Annotated in this window: 26 protein-coding genes and 1 tRNA gene; 11 read left to right on the top strand and 16 right to left on the bottom strand. The window is 71.9% G+C overall.

From position 1 onward, the window contains the following. Positions 1-38 precede the first annotated feature (38 nt). Positions 39-983 carry an LPXTG cell wall anchor domain-containing protein gene (locus tag Actob_RS38025; protein ID WP_284916813.1) on the top strand — a complete coding sequence of 315 codons (945 nt, stop codon included), beginning with the start codon at positions 39-41 and terminating at the stop codon, positions 981-983. Between the two features lie 79 nt (positions 984-1,062). Next, positions 1,063-2,310, top strand: a complete 1,248-nt coding sequence (locus tag Actob_RS38030) for an LAETG motif-containing sortase-dependent surface protein (protein WP_284916814.1) — start codon at positions 1,063-1,065, stop codon at positions 2,308-2,310. A gap of 33 nt (positions 2,311-2,343) precedes the next feature. Here Actob_RS38030 and Actob_RS38035 read toward each other — a convergent pair whose 3' ends face one another. From Actob_RS38035 to Actob_RS38045, 3 genes are read right to left on the bottom strand one after another with little or no spacing between them, the layout of a single operon-like run. After that, complete coding sequence (locus tag Actob_RS38035) at positions 2,344-2,691, bottom strand: DUF952 domain-containing protein (protein WP_284916815.1); 348 nt, start codon at positions 2,689-2,691, stop codon at positions 2,344-2,346. Next, on the bottom strand, positions 2,688-4,865 hold the full coding sequence (gene recG / locus Actob_RS38040; protein WP_284916816.1) for an ATP-dependent DNA helicase RecG: 2,178 nt from the start codon (positions 4,863-4,865) through the stop codon (positions 2,688-2,690). The genes Actob_RS38035 and recG overlap by 4 nt, the downstream gene beginning before the upstream one ends. Then, entirely contained in the window at positions 4,862-6,430 is a 1,569-nt protein-coding gene (locus tag Actob_RS38045) for a DAK2 domain-containing protein (RefSeq protein ID WP_284916817.1), read from the bottom strand. The genes recG and Actob_RS38045 overlap by 4 nt, the downstream gene beginning before the upstream one ends. Before the next feature lie 157 nt (positions 6,431-6,587). Here Actob_RS38045 and rpmB point away from each other — a divergent pair, with 157 nt between their 5' ends. Beyond that, positions 6,588-6,779, top strand: coding sequence for a 50S ribosomal protein L28 (rpmB, locus tag Actob_RS38050; protein WP_122980959.1), 192 nt, complete (start codon positions 6,588-6,590; stop codon positions 6,777-6,779). Between the two features lie 49 nt (positions 6,780-6,828). Here rpmB and Actob_RS38055 read toward each other — a convergent pair whose 3' ends face one another. After that, on the bottom strand, positions 6,829-7,293 hold the full coding sequence (locus Actob_RS38055; protein WP_284916818.1) for a GNAT family N-acetyltransferase: 465 nt from the start codon (positions 7,291-7,293) through the stop codon (positions 6,829-6,831). A 29-nt stretch (positions 7,294-7,322) separates the two neighbouring features. Beyond that, positions 7,323-8,261: a thiamine-phosphate kinase gene (locus tag Actob_RS38060; RefSeq protein ID WP_284916819.1), complete on the bottom strand. Its 939-nt coding sequence runs from the start codon at positions 8,259-8,261 to the stop codon at positions 7,323-7,325. Positions 8,262-8,361: 100 nt separating this feature from the next. Between Actob_RS38060 and Actob_RS38065 the strand changes: the two genes are divergently transcribed. Beyond that, positions 8,362-8,595 (top strand): Lrp/AsnC family transcriptional regulator, encoded by a 234-nt coding sequence (locus tag Actob_RS38065; RefSeq protein WP_067685920.1) that lies wholly within the window; start codon positions 8,362-8,364, stop codon positions 8,593-8,595. A 3-nt stretch (positions 8,596-8,598) separates the two neighbouring features. After that, on the top strand, positions 8,599-9,237 hold the full coding sequence (locus Actob_RS38070) for a DUF3515 family protein (RefSeq protein ID WP_284916820.1): 639 nt from the start codon (positions 8,599-8,601) through the stop codon (positions 9,235-9,237). Between the two features lie 8 nt (positions 9,238-9,245). On the opposite strand, the gene Actob_RS38075 is transcribed toward Actob_RS38070, so the two are convergent. Continuing rightward, positions 9,246-10,340 (bottom strand): D-alanine--D-alanine ligase family protein, encoded by a 1,095-nt coding sequence (locus tag Actob_RS38075; protein ID WP_284916821.1) that lies wholly within the window; start codon positions 10,338-10,340, stop codon positions 9,246-9,248. 162 nt (positions 10,341-10,502) lie between these two features. On the opposite strand from Actob_RS38075, the gene Actob_RS38080 reads away from it, so the two are divergent. Next, entirely contained in the window at positions 10,503-10,895 is a 393-nt protein-coding gene (locus Actob_RS38080) for a hypothetical protein (RefSeq protein ID WP_284916822.1), read from the top strand. A 155-nt stretch (positions 10,896-11,050) separates the two neighbouring features. Here Actob_RS38080 and Actob_RS38085 read toward each other — a convergent pair whose 3' ends face one another. From Actob_RS38085 to Actob_RS38100, 4 genes are read right to left on the bottom strand one after another with little or no spacing between them, the layout of a single operon-like run. Next, positions 11,051-11,410: a hypothetical protein gene (locus Actob_RS38085; RefSeq protein WP_284916823.1), complete on the bottom strand. Its 360-nt coding sequence runs from the start codon at positions 11,408-11,410 to the stop codon at positions 11,051-11,053. Positions 11,411-11,450: 40 nt separating this feature from the next. Beyond that, entirely contained in the window at positions 11,451-12,554 is a 1,104-nt protein-coding gene (locus tag Actob_RS38090) for a cystathionine gamma-lyase (RefSeq protein ID WP_284916824.1), read from the bottom strand. Further along, a complete protein-coding gene (locus Actob_RS38095) occupies positions 12,551-13,543 on the bottom strand; it encodes an NAD(P)H-dependent glycerol-3-phosphate dehydrogenase (RefSeq protein ID WP_284916825.1) in 993 nt (330 codons plus the stop codon). The genes Actob_RS38090 and Actob_RS38095 overlap by 4 nt, the downstream gene beginning before the upstream one ends. Next, positions 13,540-14,265 (bottom strand): lysophospholipid acyltransferase family protein, encoded by a 726-nt coding sequence (locus Actob_RS38100; protein WP_284916826.1) that lies wholly within the window; start codon positions 14,263-14,265, stop codon positions 13,540-13,542. The genes Actob_RS38095 and Actob_RS38100 overlap by 4 nt, the downstream gene beginning before the upstream one ends. Positions 14,266-14,437: 172 nt before the next feature. On the opposite strand from Actob_RS38100, the gene cofC reads away from it, so the two are divergent. The 4 genes from cofC to Actob_RS38120 are packed head-to-tail and all read left to right on the top strand — an operon-like array spanning position 14,438 to position 18,476. Beyond that, on the top strand, positions 14,438-15,073 hold the full coding sequence (gene cofC, locus Actob_RS38105) for a 2-phospho-L-lactate guanylyltransferase (protein ID WP_284916827.1): 636 nt from the start codon (positions 14,438-14,440) through the stop codon (positions 15,071-15,073). Between the two features lie 10 nt (positions 15,074-15,083). Then, the gene (locus Actob_RS38110; RefSeq protein ID WP_284916828.1) at positions 15,084-15,281 is read left to right on the top strand and encodes a cold-shock protein; all 198 of its coding nucleotides are present in this window, start codon (positions 15,084-15,086) and stop codon (positions 15,279-15,281) included. Positions 15,282-15,336: 55 nt separating this feature from the next. Further along, positions 15,337-17,598: an RNA degradosome polyphosphate kinase gene (locus tag Actob_RS38115; RefSeq protein WP_284916829.1), complete on the top strand. Its 2,262-nt coding sequence runs from the start codon at positions 15,337-15,339 to the stop codon at positions 17,596-17,598. After that, positions 17,598-18,476 (top strand): NUDIX hydrolase, encoded by an 879-nt coding sequence (locus Actob_RS38120; protein WP_284916830.1) that lies wholly within the window; start codon positions 17,598-17,600, stop codon positions 18,474-18,476. The genes Actob_RS38115 and Actob_RS38120 overlap by 1 nt, the downstream gene beginning before the upstream one ends. On the opposite strand, the gene Actob_RS38125 is transcribed toward Actob_RS38120, so the two are convergent. The 4 genes from Actob_RS38125 to leuC all read right to left on the bottom strand — a co-directional run bounded on the left by Actob_RS38125 (position 18,433) and on the right by leuC (position 21,919). Then, positions 18,433-18,843, bottom strand: coding sequence for a hypothetical protein (locus Actob_RS38125; protein ID WP_284916831.1), 411 nt, complete (start codon positions 18,841-18,843; stop codon positions 18,433-18,435). The two genes, Actob_RS38120 and Actob_RS38125, sit on opposite strands and share 44 nt — an antisense overlap. An 89-nt stretch (positions 18,844-18,932) precedes the next feature. Then, complete coding sequence (locus Actob_RS38130; RefSeq protein ID WP_284916832.1) at positions 18,933-19,694, bottom strand: HU family DNA-binding protein; 762 nt, start codon at positions 19,692-19,694, stop codon at positions 18,933-18,935. A 162-nt stretch (positions 19,695-19,856) separates the two neighbouring features. Continuing rightward, complete coding sequence (leuD, locus tag Actob_RS38135; protein ID WP_284916833.1) at positions 19,857-20,447, bottom strand: 3-isopropylmalate dehydratase small subunit; 591 nt, start codon at positions 20,445-20,447, stop codon at positions 19,857-19,859. Between the two features lie 17 nt (positions 20,448-20,464). After that, a complete protein-coding gene (gene leuC, locus Actob_RS38140; RefSeq protein WP_284916834.1) occupies positions 20,465-21,919 on the bottom strand; it encodes a 3-isopropylmalate dehydratase large subunit in 1,455 nt (484 codons plus the stop codon). Between the two features lie 49 nt (positions 21,920-21,968). Here leuC and Actob_RS38145 point away from each other — a divergent pair, with 49 nt between their 5' ends. Beyond that, positions 21,969-22,655 (top strand): IclR family transcriptional regulator, encoded by a 687-nt coding sequence (locus tag Actob_RS38145; RefSeq protein WP_071807642.1) that lies wholly within the window; start codon positions 21,969-21,971, stop codon positions 22,653-22,655. Between the two features lie 950 nt (positions 22,656-23,605). On the opposite strand, the gene Actob_RS38150 is transcribed toward Actob_RS38145, so the two are convergent. Then, positions 23,606-23,681: transfer RNA gene (locus tag Actob_RS38150), tRNA-Glu, on the bottom strand. A 640-nt stretch (positions 23,682-24,321) separates the two neighbouring features. After that, positions 24,322-25,263 (bottom strand): 3-methyladenine DNA glycosylase, encoded by a 942-nt coding sequence (locus tag Actob_RS38155; protein WP_284916835.1) that lies wholly within the window; start codon positions 25,261-25,263, stop codon positions 24,322-24,324. Positions 25,264-25,312: the final 49 nt, after the last annotated feature.

Consider the following 25,312-nt stretch of genomic DNA (forward strand, 5'->3'; position numbering starts at 1 on the left):
CGCTCTTTTCTCCTTGACCCCCGTTCCCAGGAGTAGGCGTGAAACTGTCCAAGTCCCCGCTCCGTCGTGTGGCCACCGTCGCCGCCGGCGCGGCCCTCGGCCTGGGCGGCCTCGCGGTGTTCGCGGCGCCCGCGTCGGCCCACCACAGCGACATCGAGGCCGGCACGACGTGTGACACCGAGACCGGCAACTGGACGGTGAAGTGGACCGTCTTCGGCTACGCCCCCGAGGGCGTCCCGACCTACCACTTCGAGACCCTGGAAACCGCCGCCATCGGCGGCAAGGCGGGCGAGCTCGTCGGTCTCCACAAGGGTGAGGAATACAAGACCAACACCCCGACCGAGGGCACCCAGGCGCTCTCCGCCGACGTCACCTCGATCACCCTGACCGAGACCGTCCGGTTCTCGAACAACGTCGGCGACACGATCCACACCAAGACGGTGTCCCGCCCGGAGGACTGCAAGAAGGTCGAAGAGACCAAGTCGCCGTCGCCGACCCCGACGACGACCGCGCCGTCCAGCCCGACCGTGACCCCCAGCACCACCGCCAGCGCTCCGGAGGAGCCGCTGCCGGACGACCTGCCGGGTGAGCCCACCCCGATCTACAAGGTCACCTGCGACAGCATGACCTTCGGCTTCGACAACCCGGCCGACGGTGTCGAGATCAAGCTGCACTTCAAGCCCAGCTCGGGCGCCGAGAAGGACCTGGTCATCGCGCCGGGCGAGAAGAAGAGCATCACCCTCGACGCCAAGGCGGGCTTCACCGTCGACGTGACTATCACCCTGAACTACAAGGGCAAGACCTACACCGACACCGAGACCGTCAAGTTCGACGACGAGGCCCCGGCCGACTGTGACAAGGACAGCCTCCCGGTCACCGGTGCCGCCGCGGGCAGCATCGCGGGTGGCGCGGCCGTCCTGCTGATCGGTGGTGGCGCCCTGTTCGTCATGGCTCGCCGTCGCAAGCTCCGCTTCACCGCCTGATAACAGCAGCACCTAGGGCGCGCCGACTCACATGGGTCGGCGCGCCTTTTTCACCCCCCACCCTTTTCCAGGAGCACCCATGAAGAAAGCGCGTTTCCTTCGCGCGGCCGTCGTGCTCGCCAGCGCCCTCCTCGGCGCCGGCGTCATGGCCACCCCGAGCTACGCCGACGAGCCCAACACCGGCGGCACCGGCACGACGAACAACTGCAAGGCGACGGACTTCGACAACGCCGGCTGGGACTTCAAGTCCGAGCCGGGCAAGGCCAAGATCACGGCCAGCCTGAAGAGCACCAGCACCTGTGAGAACGACGTCACGCTGGTCAGCTACCTCGCGCCGCGGCCGGACTTCGCCGTCCCGCAGTACCTCTTCGCGCAGGAGACGTACCACTTCGACGGCAAGCACACCAGCCACGAGTTCGTGGTCGACGTGCCGGACTGCAACACCCAGGTCGACCTCTTCGTGGGCGGCAAGGACGTGGTCATCCCGGAGCTCAAGGAAGGCGGCTCCCGGTACAACGACCTGAAGATCAACTGGAAGAACTTCGGCACCAGCAAGTGCGTCCAGCCGGCCGTGCAGCACACCGAGGCCTGCAACGGTGACGTCACCCTGAACCTGAGCAACAACGGCAAGCTGAGCGGTTACGACGTCACGTTCGTCGTCCGGTACGGCTACCAGACCAAGATGGTCACCGTCGGCAAGGGCAAGAGCGAGGACCTGCTCGTCCCGGCCGGCAGCGGCGCGATCACGGTGACCGCCGACAAGCTCGCCGAGACGAAGATCGAGTGGTCGCGGCCGGCCGAGTGCAAGCCCACCGCCACCGCCACCAACGACTGCAAGACCACCGTCGTCACGGTCAACAACCCCAAGGGCAACGGCGAGGTCCCGGCCAAGGTGACCTACAACGGCGAGACCCAGACCGTCACCGTGCCGGCCGGCAGCTCGAAGGACGTCACCTTCAAGTCCGCCGACGCCACCGTCGACGCCAAGGTCGAGTTCCCGGACACCAGCCTCGAGGGCATCACCGTCCAGGTCGAGCTGGGCAAGTGCTCCACCCCGGAGGAGCCCACCACCCCGGTGACCACCAGCCCGGCGGCCACCCCGTCGGCCACCACCTCGGCGACCCCGTCGCAGACCGCGTCGGCCTCGGCCTCGGCCTCGACGAGCCCGGCCGCCGCGACCCCGAGCACCAGCGAGACCGAGGGCGGCGCCCTGGCGCTGACCGGTTCGAACTCCAGCACCATCGCCGGTGGCGCGGTCGTGCTGCTGCTGGTCGGCGCCGGCCTGTTCTTCATGGCCCGTCGCCGGAAGCTGAACTTCAAGGCCTGATCACCACCGGGCCCTGAGTGAGGGGGCGTCGGCCTAACGGCCGGCGCCCCCTCTCCATGGGGCGAAGGAGCCGTCGGGCAGCGGCGGGAACTCGTGGACGGCGACCACCGCGGAGACCGGCAGAGGGCCGTACACATGGGGGAACTGCCGGCCCGAAGGGTCGGGTGGGCTGCCGTCCTCCCAGACCACCGGGACGTCGACAGCGGTCTCGTCGATCTCCAGGAGCACGAGGTCGGTCCGGCCGCGGAACCGCAGCGTGGCCGGCACGTGCACCCACTCCGGATCGGAGCAGTGGAGGAACCCCTCGCTCGCCAGCGTGTCGCCCCGGTAACTGTCCGAAACCGACTCCCACACGGAACGTGGGCAGAGGTGCAGGATCATCCCTTCTCCAAATACTCGGCGCGGTCCTCGTCGACCAGCGCGGCCACCGAGGCGGCCAGCGCCGGGTGCCCGGTCAGATCGGGGTCGTCGCCGACCAGCTCGGCCGCCTCGACCCGGGCTTCCTTGATCAGTTTCTCGTCCCGCAGCAGCGAGAGCAGCCGCAGGTGCGAGTGCTTGCCGGACTGCGAGGCGCCCAGCACGTCGCCCTCCCGGCGCTGCTCCAGGTCGATCTCGGAGAGCTTGAAGCCGTCGGTGGTGGAGGCCACCGCGTCGAGCCGCTCGCGGGCCGCCGAGCCCTCCACCGCCTCGGTGTGCAGCAGGCAGATGCCCGGCGCCGAGCCCCGGCCCACCCGGCCGCGCAGCTGGTGCAACTGGGACACTCCGAACCGGTCGGCGTCCATGATGATCATGACGGTGGAGTTCGGCACGTCCACGCCGACCTCGATCACCGTGGTGGCCACCAGCACGTCCACGTCGCCGGCGGCGAACCGGCGCATCACCGCGTCCTTGTCCTCCGGTGGCATCCTGCCGTGCAGCATCTCGATCCGCAGGCCCTTGAGATATTCCTGCTGGAGCGCGGGGAGCACCTCGGTCACCGCCAGCGGCGGACGGCGGGCGGACTCCCCCTCGTCCTTCTCCGGCGAGGAGTCCTCGTCGCCGATCCGGGGACACACGACGTACGCCTGATGGCCCGCCGCGACCTCCTCCCGCACCCGTTTCCAGGCACGATCGAGGTAGGCGGGTTTCTCCAGGGCCGGCACCACGTGCGAGGCGATCGGCGACCTGCCCCGCGGCAGCTGGGAGAGCACCGACGTCTCCAGGTCGCCGTAGACGGTCATCGCCACCGTGCGCGGGATCGGGGTCGCCGTCATCACCAGCACGTGCGGCGGGCGCGCCGCCTTGGCCCGCAACGCGTCCCGCTGCTCGACGCCGAACCGGTGCTGCTCGTCCACGACCACCAGGCCGAGGTCCCGGAAGTCGACACCCTCGTACAGCAGGGCGTGCGTGCCCACCACGATGCCGGCGGTCCCGTCGGCGACCTTGGCCAGCGCCGCACGCCGGGCCGCCGCGCCCAGCGAACCGGTGATCAGGGTCAGCTGCGTCCCGGCCGGGTCGCCGTCCAGCTCGCCGGCCCGGCCCAGCGGGCCGAGCTGCGCACCGATCCCGCGGTAGTGCTGGGTGGCGAGCACCTCGGTGGGCGCGAGCAGCGCGGCCTGCCCGCCGGCGTCCACCACCTGGAGCATGGCCCGCACCGAGACCAGCGTCTTGCCGGAGCCGACCTCGCCCTGCAGCAGCCGGTGCATCGGGTGCGCCCGGGCCAGGTCGGCGGCGATCTCCTCGCCCACCGAGGCCTGGCCCTCGGTCAGCTCATAGGGCAGGGTGGCGTCGAACTTGTCCAGCAGGCCGCCCTCGACGCGCGGCCGGGCGGTGCCCGGCGCTGCCGCGGCCCGGGCCCGGCGCTGCGCCAGGGTGAGCTGCACGGCGAACGCCTCGTCCCATTTCAGCCGGTGTTTCGCCGAGTAGAGCGCGGCCTCGGAGCTGGGCCGGTGGATCTCCCGCAGGGCGGTGCCGATGCCGACCAGGTTCCGCGCGGCCCGGACCGAGGCGGGCATCGGGTCGGTCGGCGGCTGGAAGGTGTCCAGCAGCGTCCGCACGCATTTGGCGATCACCCAGGTGGGCACCGCCTGGGCGGCCGGGTAGACCGGGATCAGCGCACCGGCGAACTCCTCGATCTCCTCGGCCGCCTCGTCCTGCGTGGCGTCCGCCTTGAGCAGCTGATAGGCCGGGCCGTTGAGCTGACGCTTGCCGCGGAACTCGGTCACCTTGCCGGCGAACAGCCCCCACCGGCCGCGCAGCAGCTCCCGCTCGCGCCAGGCCTGGTTGAAGAACGTGCAGGTGAGGGTGGCCCCGGAGCCGTCCCCGATGGTCACCTCGAGCATGTTGCCCTTGCGCGCCCGCATCGGTTTGACGCCGATCCCCCGCACCTGGGCCAGCACGGTGACCTGCTCGCCGACCTGCAACTGGCGCAGGTCGGTGTGCTCGCCGCGCTCGTCGTAGCGCCGCGGGAAGTGGTAGATCAGGTCACCCGCGGTGTGCAGGTCCAGGTGCTCGGCGAGAGCCTTCGCCGTCTTGGCGCCGAGCACCTTGTCCAACGGGGTGTCGGTCGTGGTCATTCGACTCCTGCCAACAGGTGGTAACGGGGCTGGCCGCCGGCGTAACACTGCAACTCGATGAACGGCCAGGTGCGGTGCACGTGACCACGCAGGTCGTCCTCCAGCTCGGGGGACGCGTCGGCGCCGAGGACCAGGGTGACCAGCTCGCCGCCGCCGCCGAGCATCCGGTCGAGCAGGCGGTGGCTGACGTCGGCGAGGTCGGTGCCGATCACGTGCACCTCGCCGTCGACCAGGCCGAGCAGGTCACCGGCGCGGCACGGGCCGGCCACGGTGAGGGCGTCGCGCTGGGCGGTGCAGACCTCGCCGTACCGGCACGCGCCGGCCGCCTCGGCCATCGCGATCACGTCATCGGCGAACGGGCGGCCGTGGTCGCGCACCGCGAGCGCGGCCAGCGCCTGCACCGGCGAGCGGGTGGGCACCACGCTGACGTGCATACCCGCCGCCTCCGCCTCGCGGGCCGCGGACACGGCGACGGCGTGGGTGTTCGCGTCGTTGGGCAGCAGGACGACCGAGGCGGCGCCGCAGGCGTGCACGGCGGCCAGCATCTCGGCGGTGGACGGGTTACGGCCGACCACGACGGCGCCCTCGGCCTCGAAGAGCGCGGTCAGCCCGTCGCCGGCGGCGACCACGACAGCGCCGCGGTTGCCGGGGTCGGGGCGTCTCTCGCCGAGCGGGGTGACCCGGATCTGGTAGGGGCGGCCGGCCTCGATGCCCGCCTCGATCGCCGGGCCGATCTCGGTGACGTGAATGTGCACGTTCCAGGTGGGCGGGTCGCCGACCACGACCAGGGAGTCGCCCAGGCCGGCCAGCTCGCCGCGCAGTCGCTCCACCGACTCGGGGGTGGCGTCCAGCAGATACTGCACCTCGTAGCCATACCCCTCGCAGGGCTCGGCCGCCCGGTCCGGCCGCTCCGGGACGGCCAGCGGGGGCGGCGGCTCGAACTCGCTCTCCTCCACCGTGTCGACCAGGGCGTCCAGCAGCAGGCAGAGCCCGCGACCGCCGGCGTCCACCACGCCGGCGCGCGCCAGCACCGGCAACTGCTGCGGCGTCCGGTCGAGAGCCTCGGCGGCGGCCCTGGCCGCCGCCCGGGCGACGGTCACCAGGTTGTCCGACTTGATCCGGCCGGCCCCCTCGGCAGCGGCCGCGACCACCGAGAGCACGGTGCCCTCCACCGGCCGGGCCACCGCCGCATAGGCCGCGTCGGTGGCCTCGCGCAGCGCGCGGGCCAGCTCGGCGCCGCGGACCGCCACCGCGCTGGCGAACGAGTCGGCCATGCCGCGCAGGATCTGCGACACGATCACCCCCGAGTTGCCCCGGGCGCCGAGCAGGGCGCCACGGGCCATCCGGGCCATCAGCCGGCCGAGCGGGGTGCGCGGCTCCTCGTGCAGCGCCGACTCGACCGCCTCCTGGGCGGCGGCCAGGGTCAGCACCAGGTTGGTGCCGGTGTCGCCGTCGGGAACGGGGTAGACGTTCAGGTCGTCGATCTCACGCTGGTGGGCACGGAGCGCCTCCAGCCCACCGTCGCACCAGCGGTGCACAGCGGCGGCATCGAGGGTCTCCAGCACGCGAAAATCGTACTAACCACCCCCGACAATCGCCGGGCACGCACCCTGACCGGGGGCGATTGGCTGTCCCCGGGTCTGATCGGGTAAGCTCGCCGGGTTGCCTGGGCGGTTCTTCCCTGGGCGCCATCAAGTTTTTCTTCAAACCCAGGAGTATCCCGTGGCTAGCGTGTGCGACGTCTGTGGCAAGGGACCGGGCTTCGGCCACAACGTGTCCTTCTCGCACCGGCGGACCAACCGCCGCTGGAACCCGAACATCCAGTCGGTGCGCACGCCGGCCGGTGGCGGGACGACCAAGAAGCTCAAGGTCTGCACCTCGTGCATCAAGGCCGGCAAGGTTACCCGCGCCTGATCTTCTCAACGAGGAGCCGCCGAGTCGCTGACTCGGCGGCTTTTCGTCGTCAGATCTCCTTGGCGTACGACAGCACGCCCGGGTGCCCCTTGTAGTACCCGAAGTCCGCGATCCGCCGGTATCCCGCGGACTCGTAGAGCGCGATGGCCTCCGGCTGCTTGTCACCCGTCTCCAGGATGACCCGGGCACAGCCGGCCGCCCGCGCCGACTCCTCGATCGCGGTCAGCATCCGCCGGGCCAGTCCCCGGCCCCGCGCCTCGGCCAGCGTGAACATCCGCTTCAGCTCGGCGTCCGGGCCGTGCCGCCGCCAGCCCGCACTGGCCACCAGGCGGCCGTCGGCGACCCGGACGGCCACCAGGAAGTCGCCGTCCGGTGGCCGGAAGTCGGCAGCCTCGATCGGGGTGTCGTCGCCGGTGCCGCCGTATCGCTCGGAGAGGTCGCGCATGTTGTGCGCGACCAGCTCCCTCACCTCCGGCTCGTCGAACCGAGCCGATCTGATCTTGAACTCAACCACGCGGCCAGCGTAATCAGCGACGGTGCCGGCTAACGAAAGTGATCCCAGCCCATCGGACCGCTCCACGGCTTGCGGTCCACCGTCACCCCGGCGCCGTCGTGCACCGAGCCGATCTCGGTCCAGCCGTCCGGCAGCCGCGTCCCGGCCGGGAAGGTGGCGGCCAGTGGGTGATCGTCGCCACCGGCGAAGATCCACTGGTACGGGTCGACGCCGAGCGCGGTGGCCGCGTCCCGCATCTGATCGGGCACCTCGAAGGCGTCCGACCGGATGTCGATCCCGACCACGCTGGCCGCCGCCAGGTGCCCGACGTCCTGCAGCAAGCCGTCCGAAACGTCGATCATGGCGGTGGCGCCGAGCCGGGCCGCCTCCGGTCCGGCGGCATACCTGACGGCCGGCCGCCGGTACGCCTCGACCAGCATCTTCGGCGTCCGGAAGCCCCGGGACAGCACGGTGTACCCGGCCGCCGCGTAACCGATCCGCCCGGCGAGCGCGAGGATGTCCCCCGGCTGGGCGCCGGTCCGGCGGACCGGGTCGAGGCCGCCCAGGTCCCCCAGCGCGGTGACCGCGACGGTGAGCGTCGGGCTGGCCGACATGTCGCCGCCGACCACGCCGGCCCCGCACCGCGCGGCCTCCGCGGTCAGCCCGTCGGCCAGGCCCTCGGCCCAGGACGCGTCCAGGTTCGCCGGGACGCAGAGGGCGACCAGCAGCGCGGTCGGGGTGGCGCCCATCGCCGCGATGTCGGCCAGGTTCGCCGCGGCGGCCCGGTGCCCGACGTCGGCCGGCCCGCACCAGTCCCGGCGGAAATGGCGCCCCTCGACCAGCACGTCGGTGGAGGCCACCACCCGTCCGTCGGCGGCCCGGACCAGCGCGGCGTCGTCACCGGGGCCCAGCAAGGTCGCCGAACCCGCGTCGAGCCGTGACACGATTCGACCTATCAGTCCGAATTCACCGGACTCTGCGATACTCACGTCCACGCCCTTCGATGGTGGCGTCCCGCTGCCGGGCTGCTTCGTACGGTAGTTTCACTTTTCGGGGATCACCGACGCGGTGGCGGATAGGAGTCGGATCGTGGTCCAGGCATACATCCTTATTCAAACGGAGGTCGGGAAGGCCCGTGACGTGGCCGCCGCGATCGAGAAAATACCGGGAGTGGTCCGGGTCGACGCGGTGACCGGGCCGTACGACGTCGTCGTGCTCACCGAGGCACACACCGTCGACGAGCTCGGCAGCCTGATTGTGAGCAAGGTCCAGTACGTGCCGGGTATCACCCGGACACTCACCTGCTCCGTGGTAAACCTCTGAACCATGGTCGACGTCGACAACCCGCCGAAACCAGCCACCGAGCCGGACAACACCACACGGATCGCCGCCATCTGGGCGACAGCTGTGGCCGTGCCGGTGGTGGTGATCGTGGGTCTTGTCGCCTTCCTCATGGTCAAGCCGGAGCCGGCGGCCGACCCGGCACCGGCCGCGAGTGGCCCGATCGCCGTGCCCGGCACGGCGGTCGAGGTCGCCGCGCCCGCACTCGGCGAGCGCTCCGCCCGGGTCTGCCTGGCGGTCACCTCGCAGCTGCCCACCCAGGTGCGTAACCTGCCGGCCCGCAAGGTCAGTGCCGGCCCGGAGCAGAACGCGGCGTACGGCGAGCCGCCGATCACCCTCTCCTGCGGTGTCCCGCAGCCCACCATGTGCGCCACCGCCGACGACACGTCGGGGACGTGCGTGCCGCTGGTCGCCGACCTGCTGCTGATGAACAGGGTGTGCTGGTACTCCGCGGAGTCCGCCGGGCAGACCACGTTCACCACGATGGACCGTGAGGTGCCGGTGCGGGTCGTCGTGCCGACGGCCTACCAGAACCGGGCACAGTGGGCCAACGAGTTCTCCGACATCGTCGTGGAGACCGACAAGTCGATCACCAAGGGCGTGCCGAGCGGCTGCCGGCCCTAGGCCTAGGCCTAGTGGAGCCCGGTCCCGCGCCGCAGGGCGGTGCGGATCAGCCGGTCCACCACCTTCGGGTACTCCAGCCCGGTGGCCGCCCACATCTGCGGGAACATCGAGGTCGGCGTCATCCCCGGCATGGTGTTGATCTCGTTGAGGAAGATCTCGCCGGCGGCGGTGACGAAGAAGTCGACCCGGGCCAGGCCGGCGCAGTCCAGCGCGGTGAAGGTGCGCAGCGCGTACTCGCGGACCTGCCTGGTCAGCTCCGGGGAGAGCTCGGCCGGGATGGTGTAGCGGCTGCCCACCAGGTATTTCGTCTCGAAGTCGTACCAGTCGGCGTCGTCCATGTGGATCTCGGCGAGCAGCGACGCCTCGGGCGTGCCGCCGGCCTCCCCCTCGAGCACCCCGCACTCGATCTCGCGACCCACGATCGCCGCCTCGACCAGCACCTTCGGGTCGATCTGCCGGGCCTTGGCGATCGCCGCGTCCAGGTCGGCCCAGTCGGTGACCTTGCTGATGCCGGTGGACGAGCCGGCCCGCGACGGCTTCACGAAGACCGGCAGCCCGAGCCGCTCCTTGTCCTCCTCGGCGAGCTCGGCGCCGGCCCGCAGGACCGCGTACGGCCCGACCGGGATGCCCTCGGCGGCGGCCAGCTTCTTGGTGAACTCCTTGTCCATCGCGGCCGCCGAGGCGAAGACGTTGGCGCCGACGTACGGAATCCCGGCCATCTCCAGCATCCCCTGGATGGTGCCGTCCTCACCGTAGGCGCCGTGCAGCACCGGGAAGACCACGTCCACCCCGGCCAGCTCGGAGACGCCCTCGGCCGGGTCGCGCACGATCAGCTCGGTGGTGGTCGGGTCGGCCGCCAGCACCACCGAGTTGCCGGAGTTGGCGGTGATCTCGGGCAGCCGCGAGTCGGCGATGGCGAGCTGCGCGGGGTCGCCCGCGGCCAGCACCCAGCGACCCTCCCGGGTGATTCCCACCGGGACGGTCTCGTACTGGTCGGGGTCCAGCGCACCCAGGATGGCCCCCGCGCTCACGCAGGAAATGGCGTGCTCAGTGCTGCGACCGCCGAACACGATCGCCACGCGGGTCTTCCGGGGGGTTGTCACTCTTCTTGCGCCTCTCGCTAGCGGGTTTGCCGGGGGTGACCCTACTCTGCGTAAGCCAGATATGGGATCGCGGCGGCCGCTGCCATGGCAGGGGGAGACGAACAGTTCATGGGTCCAGCACTCCACGTGATCGCGGGTCCGGGACCGGGCCAATTGGCCACGATGGCCCACCCTCGCGACGAGCCGTGGTCACCGCAGGAGTTGGGCGCGCTGGCCCGCGCCGGCGTGCAGATCCTGGTGTGCAGCGAGCGGCACCATCCGGGCACACCGGACAGCTCCGGGATCGAGCTGGTCGCCTACCCCGATCCGGACGAGACGGCCCCGCGCAAGGAGGCCACCGAGATGGTCGCCCTGGCCGCCCGGCTGGCCCGGGAGGTCCGTTCCGGTCGTTTCGTCGTCACCCAGTCGAGCGCCGAACTCGGCCGCACGACCCTGCTCGCCACCATGACCCTGGCGCTGCTCGGCATCCGTCCGGGTGAGGCCCTGCGCCGCATCGGCGCCGCGCCCACCCAACCGGTCCCGCGGAACTGGCTGCACGACTTCGTCGCCCGCTGAGCGGACCATCCTCGCTGCCGCGATGCCGCCGGTCCGCTTCCGGTTCGTTTTCCGGTACGACCCGCGGCACCGTGGCAGTCGGCCCGCGAGGCCCGGCCCCCGCACGACCGCTGCGCGTGTCGTGCGGGCCCGCTCCCCCGCACGGCGGCAACCGGTCAGGCGGCGAAGGTCTGCGGCAGGACCCCGGTGTCCCAGAGCCGGTCCAGGTGGGCGAGGAAGCCGGTCAGGCTGCGCTCCAGCTCGCGGCGTTCGGCGGCGGGCAGGGCGGCCAGCGGGTCGGCGAAGATCAGGCCCTCCGGGTGCCTGGCCCGGGTGCCGACGAACTTGCCGCAGGCGGTGCACCAGACGTAGCTGACCAGGGTGGGGCGTCGCGCGGTGGCCGGCGCGGTGAAGTACGCGCGCAGCCGCCGCTCCCCGCAGGCCGGGCAGTCCCGCTCGCCGGGCGCGGCGAAGAAGCTCTCGCCGCGGGTCAGGGCCGCCACCTCGTCCGCGCTGAAGGTGTCCCAGGAGGTCACGAGCGGCCGCCCGCCGCGCCGCCGGAGCCGGGCCGGGCGGTCACTTCGAGGCGTCCAGGGCGCGGGTGACGTCCTCGACCAGGTCCGCGGTGTCCTCGATGCCGCAGGAGAAGCGGACGAAGCCCGGGGCGGTGTCGTCGCCGAACTGGGCCCGCCGGTCGGCGGTGGTGTGCACGCCGCCGAACGAGGTGGCGGCGAACACCAGTTTCGCCGTCGCCAGGAAACGGGCCACCCGCTCGGCGCTGCCCAGGTCGAACGCGACGATGCCGGGGATGCGGCGCATCTGCCTGCTCGCGACCGGATAGGACGGGTCGGTGGGCAGCCCCGGCCAGCGCAGGCCGGTCACGTCGGGACGGCCGGCCAGCAGCTCGGCGAGGGCCGCCGCGTTCTGGGTCTGCCGGGCGAGCCGCAGGTCCATGGTGGCCATCGAGCGGTGCGCCAGCCAGCAGTCGAACGCGCCGGGCACGCCGCCGGTCAGCTTCCGCCAGTTCTCGATCCTGTCGAGAAGCTCGGGATCGCGGGCCGCCACGTAGCCGAGCAGCAGGTCGGAGTGCCCGGTCAGGGCCTTGGTCCCGGACGCCACGACCAGGTCGGCGCCGAGGGCGAGCGGGTTCTGCCCGAGCGGGGTGGCAGCGGTGTTGTCGACGGCCAGCAGCGCGCCGGCGGCGTGCGCGGCCGCCGCCAGGGCGGCGATGTCGGCCACGTCCAGGCCGGGGTTGGCCGGGGTCTCCAGCATCACCAGCCGCAGCCCGGTGAGGTCCGGGTACGGCCCGGCGGTGGGTACCAGGACGCTCTCCACGCCGAGGTCGGCCAGGGCGCCGCGGGCGAACGCGCGTACCGGGAAATAGCCGTCACCGGGGAGCGCCACCCGATCCCCGGCCTTGACCAGCGCGAGCAGCATCGCGCTGATGGCCGCCTGCCCGCTGGCGAAGGCCAGCGCGGGCCCACCCTCCAGCTCGCCGATCGCGGCCTCCAGGGCTTCCCGGGTGGGCTGCTCGGTGCGGGCGTAACCATGGGTGCCGGGCCCGGTCACCGGGTCCAGGTGGTAGGGCGCGGCGAAGACCGGCCCGGGCAGGAACGGCTGCCCGACCTCGGGCTCCGGCAGGCCGGCGTGAACGGATCGGGTCCCGTCGGAATAGCTCACTCGGGTTTCATCTCTCGTGTCATCAGCAGTTTCACCGCGACTCGCGGGTCGGCGCCCTCGTGGCACACCTTCTCCACCTGCTCGACGATCGGCATCTCGACGCCGTGCGCGCGGGCCAGGTCGCGGATGGACAGGCAGCTCTTCACACCCTCGGCGGTCTGCCGGGTCGCCGCCTGGGCCTGCTCCAGGCTCTCGCCGCGACCCAGGTGCTCGCCGAAGGTGCGGTTGCGGGACAGCCGGGAGGAGCAGGAGGCCACCAGGTCGCCGAGACCGGCCAGGCCGGCGAAGGTCAGCGGGTCGGCGCCGAGCGCCACCCCGAGCCGGGACGTCTCGGCCAGGCCGCGGGTGATCAGCGAGGCCTTGGTGTTGTCGCCGAGGCCGATCGCCGAGGCCATCCCGTAGGCCAGGGCGATCACGTTCTTCACCGCGCCGCCGAGTTCGCAGCCGAGCACGTCGTCGCTGGTGTAGGGGCGGAAATAGGGGGTGGCCAGGGCGTGCTGGACCTGCCGGGCGCGGTCCTCGTCGGTGCACGCCACCACGGTCGCGGTGGGCTGGTCGGCGGCGATCTCCGGAGCCAGGTTGGGCCCGGAGACGACCACCACCCGCTCCGGGGCGACACCGGCGGTCTCCACGATCACCTCGCTCATCCGCTTCAGCGTGCCGAGCTCGATGCCCTTCATCAGGGAGACCACCGTGGCGTCGCGCGGGAAGAAGCCGGACCAGTCGGCCAGGTTGCCGCGCAGCGTCTGGGACGGCACCGCGATCGCGATCAGCTCGGCGCCGTCGACCGCCTCGGCCAGGTCGGTGGTCGCGGTGACCAGTTTCGACAGCCGGACGCCGGGCAGCGAGCCCTCGTTGCCGTGCTGGTCGCGGATCTCCGCGGCGACCGTCTCCCGGCGCGCCCGGATGGTCACCTCCGAGCCCGCGTCGCCGAGCACCTTGGCGAACGCGGTACCCCAGGCGCCGGATCCGATGACGGCCGCTTTCATGACGCGTCCTCCGAGGTCGAGGCCCGCCGGGCGGGCCAGTCGTAGAGCGCCGGCGGTTCGCCGTCGCGGATCGTGCCGAGCAGGTCACGGATGGCCAGCATGATCTGCTCGGTCATGTCGTCGAGCACCTGGCGGGTCGGCTCGGCGCCGGCCCAGCGGCTCAGGTCGACCGGATCGCCGGTGGTGACGGTGACCGCCGCCCGGGTCGCCTTGAGCCGGTTGGTCCGCGGGTCGAAGACCGTCTGCGCGCCCCAGTTCGCGATCGGGATCACCGGGGCGCCGGTGAGCAGGGCCAGCCGGGCCGCGCCGGTCTTGCCACGCATCGGCCACAGGTCGGGGCTGCGGGTGGTGGTGCCCTCCGGGTAGATCACCACGGCGCCGCCCTCCCGCAGGGCCTGGACCAGGGTCTCCAGCGATTTCACCGCCTCGACGCTGCCCCGTTCGACGGGGACCTGCTTGGTCCTGACCAACAGGGGCCCGATGATCGGCACCCGCCAGATGCTGGCCTTGCCGAGGAACCGGGGCCAGCGGCCGGCCTTGTAGATGTAGTGCGCCACGACCAGCGGGTCGAAGTGCGACACGTGGTTGGGGACGAGGATCACACCACCCGACTGCGGGAGCTTCTCCATCCCGAGCCAGGTCCGCTTCGTCCAGCAGGTCATGACGGGGACCACCAGCATCACCGCGAAACGCTGCCAGAACCCGAGCCTGTGCTGCGCCACGGCATCCCCCGTCCCTCGATCGGCGACCATGTCGCCGGTGCACCTGCGACGAAATCATGCCCCCTCCCAGCCCGCCGTACCAGGTAGGGGTATTTCCAGTGGTACCGCGAACCGCCGGAGCGGGGCGGGCCCGGGTGTGCGGCAGACTTGCGGGGTGGCAGTGCGGAATTGGATGACGGTTATCCCGGTCAAGCGGCTGGACGCGGCAAAGAGCCGGCTGCGCGGCGCGGTGGCGCGGGACAGGCATCCGGAGCTCGTGCTGGCCATGGTGTGCGACACCGCCGCCGCCGTGCTGAACGCCAGCACGGTGGCCGGGCTGATCGTGGTCACCGACGACCCGGTGGTGGCCGGGGCCGTACGCGACCTGGGTGCCAAGGTGGCGCCGGACCCGGGCGCCGGGCTGAACGCGGCGCTGCGGTCCGGCGCCGAGGAGATCGCCGGGCTCGGCACGCATCGCGCGGTGCTCACCGGTGACCTGCCGGCCCTGCGGTCCGGGCAGCTGGACGCGGCCCTCGCCGCGGTGTCCGGGCGGGGCTTCGTGCCGGACGCCGCCGGGACCGGCACCGTGCTGCTGGCCGCGGCGCCCCGGGTGCCGCTCGACCCGCGGTTCGGCCCCGGCTCGGCGGCCGCCCACCTGGCCTCCGGCGCGGCCCCGCTGACCGGTGACTGGCCGGGCCTGCGGCAGGACGTGGACACCGCCGCCGACCTGGACGTCGTGCTCCGCCTGGGCGCGGGTGACCGGACGCACACCCTGCTGCGTGATGTCGGACTCAGCCAGGCGTGCACACCGGCCGGCTGCGCCAGGTAGCGTCTCTGGCATGCAGGGCACCATCGCCACCTTCGACCCCGGCACCCGCAGTGGCACGCTGCTCCTCGACGATGGCTCTGAGCTGGCCTTCGGGGCGGACGCGTTCGCCCGCTCCGGGCTGCGGCTGCTCCGGCTGGGTCAGCGGGTCTCGATCGAGGCCGAACCCGGCGGCGAGGTTCACCGCGTGGTAATTCCTGGAATCGCCTAAGTTGATCATTGGGTAGTTCGTTTCACGTTCCGCTCGAAGCGGCAATGATGGACCCATGCACACCCCGCCCCGGACCCCCGAGACCCGCCGGCGTGGCCCGAACGGCCGCTTTCTCCCGCAGACGCCCGCCGACGTCGTCGCTGTAACTGAACCGGTCAAGCCTGTGGTGGAGGATGCGGTGCCGAAATCGAAGCCGGTGGCCCTGCCGGTCGAGCCCCGACCCGTCTTCGAGGAGGATCCGGACCAGGGCTACTACCTCCCCGACGACCGCTTCGCGAACCGCGAGCTGTCCTGGCTCGATTTCAACGCGCGGGTGCTGGCGCTCGCCGAGGATCCGGGCACCCCGCTGCTGGAACGGGCGAAATTCCTGGCGATCTTCGCGAGCAATCTGGACGAGTTCTACATGGTCCGGGTCGCCGGGCTGAAACGCCGGTTGAGCGCCGGCCTGCCGGTGCGCGGCGGTGACCGTTCCCCGCTGCGGCAGCAGATCGAGATGATCACCGAGCGCACCGCCGACCTGGTGACCCGGCACGCCGCCTGCTTCGCCGACGAGGTCCGGCCGAAACTGGCCGCCGAGGGCATCGAGCTGGTCAGCTGGAAGGAGCTGGACGAGCCGGAGCGGGGCCGGCTGCGCGGCTTCTTCCGGGAGCAGGTCTTCCCGGTGCTCACCCCGCTGGCGGTGGACCCGGCCCACCCGTTCCCGTACATCTCGAGTCGCTCGCTCAACCTGGCGGTGGCGCTGCGCTACCCGGACGGCGACAACCCGGAGCTGTTCGCCCGGATCAAGGTGCCGAACAACGTGCCCCGCTTCGTGACGGTGCAGAACGACAGCCGCGGGGTCCGGTTCCTGCCCATCGAGGACCTGATCGCGAACCACCTGGACCAGCTGTTCCCGGGCATGCAGATCCTGGAGACGCACGCGTTCCGGGTGACCCGCAACGCCGAGCTGGAGGTCGACGAGGACCGCGACGAGGACCTGCTGCAGGCGCTGGAGCGGGAGCTGGCCCAGCGCCGGTTCGGCCCGCCGGTCCGGCTCGAGGTGGCCGCCTCGATCAGCGACCACGTGCTCGACCTGCTGGTCCGCGAGCTCGACATGGACAGCCACGACGTGCTGCGGGTGCCCGGCGTGCTCGACCTGTCGGCGCTCTGGCAGGTCTTCGGCGAGTGCGACAGGGACGACCTCAAGGACCGCCCTTTCGTCCCGGCGACCCACCCGCAGCTGGCCGACGGGGAGGTGCCGCGGAGCGTGTTCAATCGGCTGCGCGAGTCGGACATCCTGGTGCACCACCCCTACCACTCCTTCTCGACCAGCGTGCAGCGCTTCATCGAGCAGGCGGCCGCCGACCCGAACGTGCTGGCCATCAAGCAGACCCTCTACCGCACCTCGGGTGACTCGCCGATCGTCGACGCGCTGGTGGACGCCGCCGCGGCCGGCAAGCAGGTGGTGGTGCTGGTCGAGGTGAAAGCCCGGTTCGACGAGGTGGCCAACATCGCCTGGGCTCGCACCCTGGAGCGGGCCGGCTGCCACGTGGTCTACGGCCTGGTCGGGCTCAAGACGCACTGCAAGACCGCGCTGGTGGTCCGGCAGGAGGGCAACCAGCTGCGGCGGTACTGCCACATCGGCACCGGCAACTACCACCCGAAGACCGCCCGGCTCTACGAGGACTTCGGCATGCTGACCGCCGACCCCGAGGTGGGCGCGGACGTCACCGACCTGTTCAACGTGCTCACCGGGTACAGCCGGCAGACCACCTTCCGGCGGCTGCTGGTCGCCCCGCACGGGGTGCGCCGCGGCCTGCTGGACCGGCTGGCGGAGCAGGCCAAGATCGCCCGGGCCGGCGGCGACGCGCTGGTCCAGATCAAGGTGAACTCGATGGTCGACGAGGAGACCGCCGACGCGTTGTACCGCGCCTCGCAGGACGGCGTGAAGATCGACCTGGTGATCCGCGGGATGTGCACGCTGCGCCCGGGCGTCCCCGGCCTGTCGGAGAACATCCGGGTCCGCTCGATCGTCGGCCGGTTCCTGGAGCACTCCCGGGTCTTCCGGTTCGGCAGCGGTGACGACGCGGAGTACTGGATCGGCTCGGCCGACCTGATGCACCGCAACCTGGACCGCCGGGTGGAGGCGCTGGTCAAGGTGACCATGCCGTCCGCCCGCGAGGAGTTGCGCAACGTGCTGGAGCTGTCGATGGCCGAGGGCACCGAGGCTTGGGACCTGGGTGGCGACGGCGTCTGGCGGCGCAACACCGGCGAGCCGACCGGCAAGCAGGTGCATCTCCAGGAGGCCCTGCTGCGGCGGGTCATCAAGGCCGGCTGATGCCGGCTCCGGCACACGCCGCGGGCGGCGTCCTCTACCGCCCGGGCCCGGACGGCGCACCCGAGGTGTGCCTGGTGCATCGCCCGCGGTACGACGACTGGAGCCTGCCCAAGGGCACCGTCAAGCGCGGCGAGCCGGCCCTGGCCGCGGCGATCCGCGAGGTGGCCGAGGAGACCGGCGCGCAGGGCATCCCGGAGTTCGGCCTGCCCGAGGTGGCCTACCGGCTGCCCGACGGCCGGCCGAAGACCGTGCGGTTCTGGCTGATGCGGGCCGCCACCGGCGGCCCGGTCCGGGACACCGGCGAGGTCGACAAGCTGACCTGGCTGCCGGTGCCGGAGGCCGCCGAGCGGCTGACCTATCCGGACGAGCGCCCGCTGCTCGACCTGGTGGCCGGCCTGCCGCCGATCACCTCGGTGGTGGCGCTGGTCCGGCACGCGCACGCCGGCGAGCGGAAACACTGGTCCGGCCCGGACTCACTGCGCCCGATCAGCGCGAAGGGGCAGCGGCAGGCCGGCCGGGTCGCCGAGCGCCTGGCCACCTTCCGGCCGCAGCGGATGGTCGCGGCCACCCCGTTGCGCTGCTCGCAGACCCTGCAGCCGCTGGTCGCGGCGACCGGGCTGCCGCTGGTGGTGGACGCCGCGTTCGCCGAGCCGGACGAGCCGTCCGAGCTGCCGGCCACACTGCGGGCCGCCCGGGAGCGGCTGGCCGAGCTGCGGGCCGCCGGGCGGGTGGTGGTGTGCAGTCAGGGCAAGGTGATGCCGCCGCTGCTGGCGCAGCTCACCGGGGCGGCGGACGCCGAGCCGTACCGGACGCGCAAGGGTGACGGCTGGCTGCTCACCTGGTCCGGCGCGACGCTACTAGGGGCCTCGCGCTGGTGACCGGCTCGATCCGCCAGTGCCCGACCAGGTCGCCGGTGAGCCAGCGGGCCCGCCACAGCTCGTCGCGGCGGGGCTCCCAGTCGCGGTAGGGCAGGAGCGCCAGCCGCCAGCTCAGCACCCCGGCCAGGTACCAGCCGTACAGCGGGACGGCGCCGGCCAGGCCATCCCGGACGCGATAGGAGGTTCCGGGGGCGTACCCGGCCACCGCCAGGCCGCACCAGCCGCAGGTGACCAGCCAGTCCAGCGCCGGCCAGCCGGTGGCCTGCTCGGCCAGGTCGCCGAGCGTCCACCCGGGCACGACAGCCAGCGCGAACAGGCCCGCGGCCAGGCTCGCGCGGGCCGTCAAACCTCTCGGTCTGCGTTCCATGCCCGGACGGTAGGCCCGGGGCTCGGTCTGCTCGCGGCAAACGAAAAGGCGTCCACCGTACGGTGGACGCCCCTGTCGCCGTCGTGAGCTCAGCGTGCCTTGCGGTTGGCCGCCGCCTTGGCCGTCGCGGCGCCCTTGGCCCGGGCCGGAGCCGCGGCCGGGGTGGCGGTCTTGCGCGCCGTGGTCTTCTTGGCCGCGGCGGTCTTGGTCGTCGCCTTCTTGGCCGGCGCGGTCTTCGCCGCCGTCTTCTTCGCCGTCGCCGCCTTCGTCGCCGGCGCGGTCTTCGCCGCCGTCTTCTTCGCGGTAGCGGCCTTGGTCGCGGCCTTCGTGGCGGTCGCGGCCTTGGTGCCGGTCGCGGCCTTGGTGGCGGTCGTGGCCTTGGTCGCCGGCGCGGTCTTCGCCGCCGTGGCCTTCTTGGTCGCGGCCGTCGTCGCGGTCTTCTTCGCCGTGGCGGTGGCCTTGGTGGCTGTCGCCTTGGCCGCCGTCTTGGTGGCCGTCGTCTTCTTCGCCGGCGCCGCCTTGGTCACCGCGGTCTTGGCGACAGCGGTCTTCTTGGCGCCGGCCGCCTTCGCCGGTTTCCCGCTGGCGACCAGTTCCCGGAAGGTGTTTCCGGGCCGGAATGCGGCGACTGACGTCTTCTTCACCTTCACCGGCTCGCCGGTTCGCGGATTCCGCGCTGTTCGCGCATTGCGCGACCGCTTCTCCCACGATCCGAAGCCGGTGAGGGACACCTTGTCACCCTTGGCGACGGCGTTCTGCACCTCACTGATGAACGCGTCCAGCGCAATCGTCGCCGTCTTCTTGTCGCCCAGCTTGACGGCGAGCGCCTCAATGAGCTCGGCCTTGTTCACGGTTTCCTCCCGGACGTGAGAACTGGCCCGTCGCAGGCCATTCTGCGCGCACGGTATGCCCTCTGACCTGGAGACACAAACATTCGGGGCAAAAATCCGTTGTGTCCCAACGAAATTCGCCCCCATCGGCGACACCGACGGGGGCGAATTCCTGACCTCGAGTTAAAGAGTGACCACCGGCTTGAAAGCCGGACGACCCTTCTCGTACGCGCTAATCGCGTCCTCGTGGCGCAACGTCAGTCCGATGTCGTCGAGCCCCTCCATGAGGCGCCAACGGCTGAAATCGTCGATCGGGAACGAGTACGCCGCGTCGTCCACCCGGACCACCCGGTCGGCCAGGTCGACGGTGATCTGCTTCTCCGGCTCGCTCTCGGCGAGATCCCAGAGGCTCTCCACCACCTTCTGGTCGAGCTGGACCGGCAGCAGGCCCTCCTTGAGCGCGTTGCCCCGGAAGATGTCGCCGAACCGGGCCGCGATCACCGCCTTGAAGCCCCAGTCGCGCAGCGCCCAGACGGCGTGCTGGCGGGACGAGCCGGTGCCGAAGTTCGGCCCGGCCACCAGGATGGTGGCGCCGGCGTGCGCCGGGTTGTGCAGCACGAAATCCGGGTCCTCGCGCCAGGCGCTGAAGAGACCGTCCTCGAAGCCGGTGCGGGTGACCCGCTTCAGGTAGACCGCCGGGATGATCTGGTCGGTGTCCACATCGGAACGGCGGAGCGGCATGACCTTGCCGCTGTGCGTGACGAACTTGTCCATGAGTTGATATCCCCTACTCAGAGGTCGGCGGGGGCGGCCAGCTTGCCGACCACAGCGGTGGCGGCGGCGACCTGCGGCGAGACCAGGTGGGTACGCCCGCCCTTGCCCTGCCGGCCCTCGAAGTTGCGGTTGGAGGTGGACGCCGCGCGCTGCCCGGGGCTCAGCGTGTCCGGGTTCATGCCCAGGCACATCGAGCAGCCGGCGAACCGCCACTCGGCGCCCGCGTCCGTGAAGATCTTGTCCAGGCCCTCGGCCTCGGCCTGCTCCCGCACGACGTAGGAGCCCGGCACGATCATCATCCGGACGCCGTCGGCGACCTTGCGACCGCGGATCACGTCGGCGGCGGCCCGCAGGTCCTCCAGCCGGCCGTTGGTGCACGAGCCGACGAAGACCACGTCCACCGGCACGTCCCGGAACGGCGTGCCCGGCGTCAGGTCCATGTACGCCAGGGCCCGCTCGGCGGCCCCGCGCTCGACCTCGTCCAGGAAGTCGTCGGGGTTCGGCACCACGCCGTCGAGGGCCGCGCCCTGTCCGGGGTTGGTGCCCCAGGTGATGAACGGGCTGATCGCCGACGCGTCCAGGATGATCTCGGTGTCGTACTCGGCGTCCTCGTCGGTGGCGAGGGTCCGCCAGTACGCGACGGCGGCATCCCAGTCGGCACCCCGCGGGGCGTGCTCGCGGCCCTTCAGGTACGCGAACGTGGTCTCGTCCGGCGCGATCATGCCGGCCTTGGCGCCCCACTCGATCGACATGTTGCAGATGGTCATCCGGCCCTCCATGGAGAGCTTGCGGATCGCCTCGCCGCGGTACTCCACGATGTGGCCGTTGCCGCCGCCGGTGCCGGTCTGCGTGATCAGCGCGAGGATCAGGTCCTTCGCGCTCACGCCCGGGCGCAGCTCGCCGACGACGGTGACGGCCATCGTCTTCGGCTTCGACTGCGGCAGCGTCTGGGTGGCGAGCACGTGCTCGACCTCGCTGGTGCCGATGCCGAAGGCCAGCGCGCCGAACGCGCCGTGGGTCGCGGTGTGCGAGTCGCCGCAGACGATGGTCATGCCCGGCTGGGTCAGGCCCAGCTGCGGGCCGATCACGTGCACGATGCCCTGGTTCACGTCACCGAGCGGGCGGATCTCGACGCCGAACTCCGCGCAGTTCTTCCGCAGCGTCTCGATCTGGGTGCGGGAGACCGTGTCGGCGATGGTCAGCAGCTCGCCACGGCGGGTGTTGAACGACGGGTCCGCGTAACCGGTCGGGGTGTTGTGGTCCTCCGTCGCGAGCGTGAGGTCGGTCCGGCGCACCGGCCGGCCGGCCATCCGCAGCCCGTCGAACGCCTGCGGGCTGGTGACCTCGTGCAGCAGGTGCAGGTCGATGAAGAGCAGGTCGGGCTCGCCCTCGGCCGTGCGCACCACGTGGTCATCCCAGACCTTCTCGGCCAGGGTCCTGGGTTTCCCGCTGTCGGGAGTGACTCCCACCATCTGGACATCCTAAATTCTGGAATGTATGTTTCGGCTTGTGGGACACAGTATGAGCGGTGTAGGCGTTCTCGACAAGGCGGTTGTCATCCTCGCCGCATGTGTCGACGGCGCCAGCCTGGCCGAGTTGGTCGAACGCACGAAGCTTCCCCGGGCGACCGCACATCGCCTGGCCCAGGCTCTGGAGATTCATCGGATGCTGGTCCGGGACACTCAAGGAAGATGGCGCCCCGGACCTCGCCTGGGCGAGCTGGCGAACGCCGCGCCGGACGTTCTGCTGACCGCCGCCGAGCCCCTGCTTTCCGCATTGCGGGACGCGACCGGCGAGAGCGCGCAGCTTTACTTGCGCCGCGCGGACGAGCGGATCTGCGTCGCCGCCGCCGAGCGGGCGAGTGGCCTTCGCGACACCGTCCCGGTCGGCTCGGTGCTGCCGATGGTGGCCGGCTCCGCCGCCCAGATCCTGCTCGCCTGGGAGCCGCCGGAAGCGGTCATGCCGCTGCTGCCCCGCTGCAAGTTCACCGGCCGCACCCTGGCCGAGGTGCGCCGCCGCGGCTGGGCGCAGAGCGTCGCCGAGCGCGAGCCGGGTGTGGCGAGCGTCTCCGCCCCGATCCGCGACCGCACCGGACGGGTCATCGCCGCCATCTCGATAAGCGGTCCGATCGAACGCCTCGGCCGCCGCCCCGGCGAGCGCCACGCCATGGCCGTCGTCCGCGCCGGCCAGCGCCTCTCCGGCCTCTGACCCCGTCCGCACCCCTCGCGCCCGATGGCCGCTCCGCGCCATCGGGCGCGCCTCATTTCCGAGGCCCACCACCTGATTTCGGTACGCCCAGCAACCGCACCGCCGCTCCGACCTCGATCGGAGCCCCGGGTCCGGCGAGGTCGCAATCCGCGAATGGCCGTAAAAGCCCCACCAAGCCCACAGCCGGCCACCACGGCGCCCTCCAGCCCACCGACACCACCCCCAGCACCAGCCCGAACCCGCAGCTGGCCACCACGGTGGTGTCCAAGCCGCTGAGACCACCATGAGCGCCAGCCCACCCCGCGGCTGGCCACCACGGTGGTCTCCAGACCGCTGAAACCACCACCAGCACCAGCCCGGAACCGGCGGCTGGTCACGGCGGTGGTCTCCAAGCCGCCGAGACCACCATGGGCGCCAGCCCAGCGCGCGGCTGGTCACCACGGTGGTGTCCAGACCGCTGAGACCACCACCGACACCAGCCCGGAACCGGCGGCTGGTCACGGCGGTGGTCTCCAAGCCGCCGAGACCACCATGAGCGCCAGCCCACCCCGCGGCTGGTCACCACGGTGGTGTCCAGACCGCTGAGACCACCACCAGCACCAGCCCGGGACCGGCGGCTGGTCACGGCGGTGGTCTCCGAGCCGCTGAGACCACCATGAGCGCCAGCCCGGCGCGCGGCTGGTCACCACGGTGGTCTCCAGACCGCTGAGACCACCACCAGCACCAGCCCGGAACCGGCGGCTGGTCACGGCGGTGGTCTCCGAGCCGCCGAGACCACCATGAGCGCCAGCCTGGGCCTGCGGCTGGTCACGGCGGTGGTGTCGCTGCCACGGGACACGTGGATGGGGCGGACTCTTGGTGGGTGGCGAGCGGGTTAGCGGGGCGGCTGAGCCGGAGACGGGCGGTAGACGAAAGTGGCCCGCACCGTAATCGGTGCGGGCCACTTCTCCTGGTAGTCCCGAAGGGATTCGAACCCTCGCTACCGCCTTGAGAGGGCGGCGTCCTAGGCCGCTAGACGACGGGACCAGAACTTGCCTTGCACCGCCCGTTCCTGCGGCGGCGCGGTGAACTCTATCAGCACCTTTGACGAATCCCCGCATCGGCTGCCCCGCCCCGAACCGGCTCGTGACCGGCCCCACAACGACGGCGGAAGCAGGGCGGGCGAATCAGGACGGACGGGTCACCCGGCTGCGCGACGAAACGCCGGCGGCTGACTGGCCCGGTGAGCACGGCGCCCCGGCTGGACAGCGAACGCGGCCTGCGGAACGCCGAGTGGCACGGCACATCGCCGGCGGCGGGCACAAGCGACCCCGGCCGGGCGGAGGGCCGCAGCGGCGGGTTGGTGCGGCGGGAAAGTGCGGCGGCGAGGTGCAGCGGGCCGCCGGGCAGCGGGGATGCGCGGCAGGCCGCGGGGCGGGGAGGTGCGGCAGGCCGCCAGGCGGCGGGATGCGCGGCAGGCCGCGGGGCGGGGAGGTGCGGCGGGTCGCTGGACGGCGGGGAGGTGCGGCAGGCCGCCGGGCGGCGGGGAGGTGCGGCTTGGCGGGGCGGGGCGCGGGGGCTTCGCTGGGCGGCTGGGCTCCGGGCGTACCGAAAGGGTGACGCAGCGGCCCGGAAGGGGCGGCGGACACCGGGAGTGCGGCGGATCCGGCGTTTCCCGGAAAACCGGTCAGCGGTGATTGAACGGGGCGACGGCCTCACGGTTGCGCGCGGCGTCCTCCGGACCGAGCAGCGCCTCGCACACCCGGATCAGGCGGCTGCGCAGGCCCGCGGCGCGGCGGGCGAGCTCACGCTGGCGGGCCACGTACTCCGCCTTGCCCTCCGGGGTTTCGATCTTCACCGGGGGGTGGCCGTAGGACTCCAAGTCGTAGGGGCTGGCCTGCATGTCCAGCAGGCGGATCTCGCCGGCCAGGGCGAAGCAGTCCAGGGCCAGCGCGCCGGGGACGGCCGGACCGAGTTTCTGCGCCCACTTGTGCACGTCCATCGCGGCGTGCAGGCAGCCGGGCTGGTCCAGGTCGACCTGGGTGGCCCGGGTCGGCTGCAGGCGGTTGAGCCCGACGGCCTCCGGGGTGAAGAAGCGGAACGCGTCGAAGTGGGTGCAGCGGATGGTGTGCTGCTCGACCACCTTGTCGGTCTCGGACTGGCCGAGGCGCAGCGGCAGCGGGTGCCGGTGCTCCGGGTCGCGGTAGACCATCGCCCACTCGTGCAGGCCGAAGCAGCCGGAGAAGACCGGGCGGGACGCGGTGGCGGTGAGCAGGCCGTGGATGTACCGCACGCTCTCGCCCCGGGCGTGCAGGAACGCGTCCTCGTCCAGCGAGACGATGCCGTCCTGGCTGGTCGCGTAGAACTTCCAGCCGGCGTGCTCGGCCAGGCCGTCCGGCGCCGGGGCGAGGCCCGCGCCGACGCCCGGGTGCCAGCGGCGCAGCATCGCCGGGCGGGTGCCGTAGTAGTCGTAGAGGAAGTCCTCGATGGCGTGTTTCTCACCCGTCGCCCGGCGGGCACGGTGGCCCGCGGTCATCTGGTCGGCGCGCTCGGCGTGCGCCCGGGCGAGGGGTATCCAGGTGACCGAGGGCAGCGTGGTGGTGAGTGCCCTCACCTGCTTGATCCCCATCGCACCAATGTATCTAGCCGAAGCGATCAACACGATCACCGTTAGGCGC

Source organism: Actinoplanes oblitus (genome assembly GCF_030252345.1).
GTDB lineage: Bacteria > Actinomycetota > Actinomycetes > Mycobacteriales > Micromonosporaceae > Actinoplanes > Actinoplanes oblitus.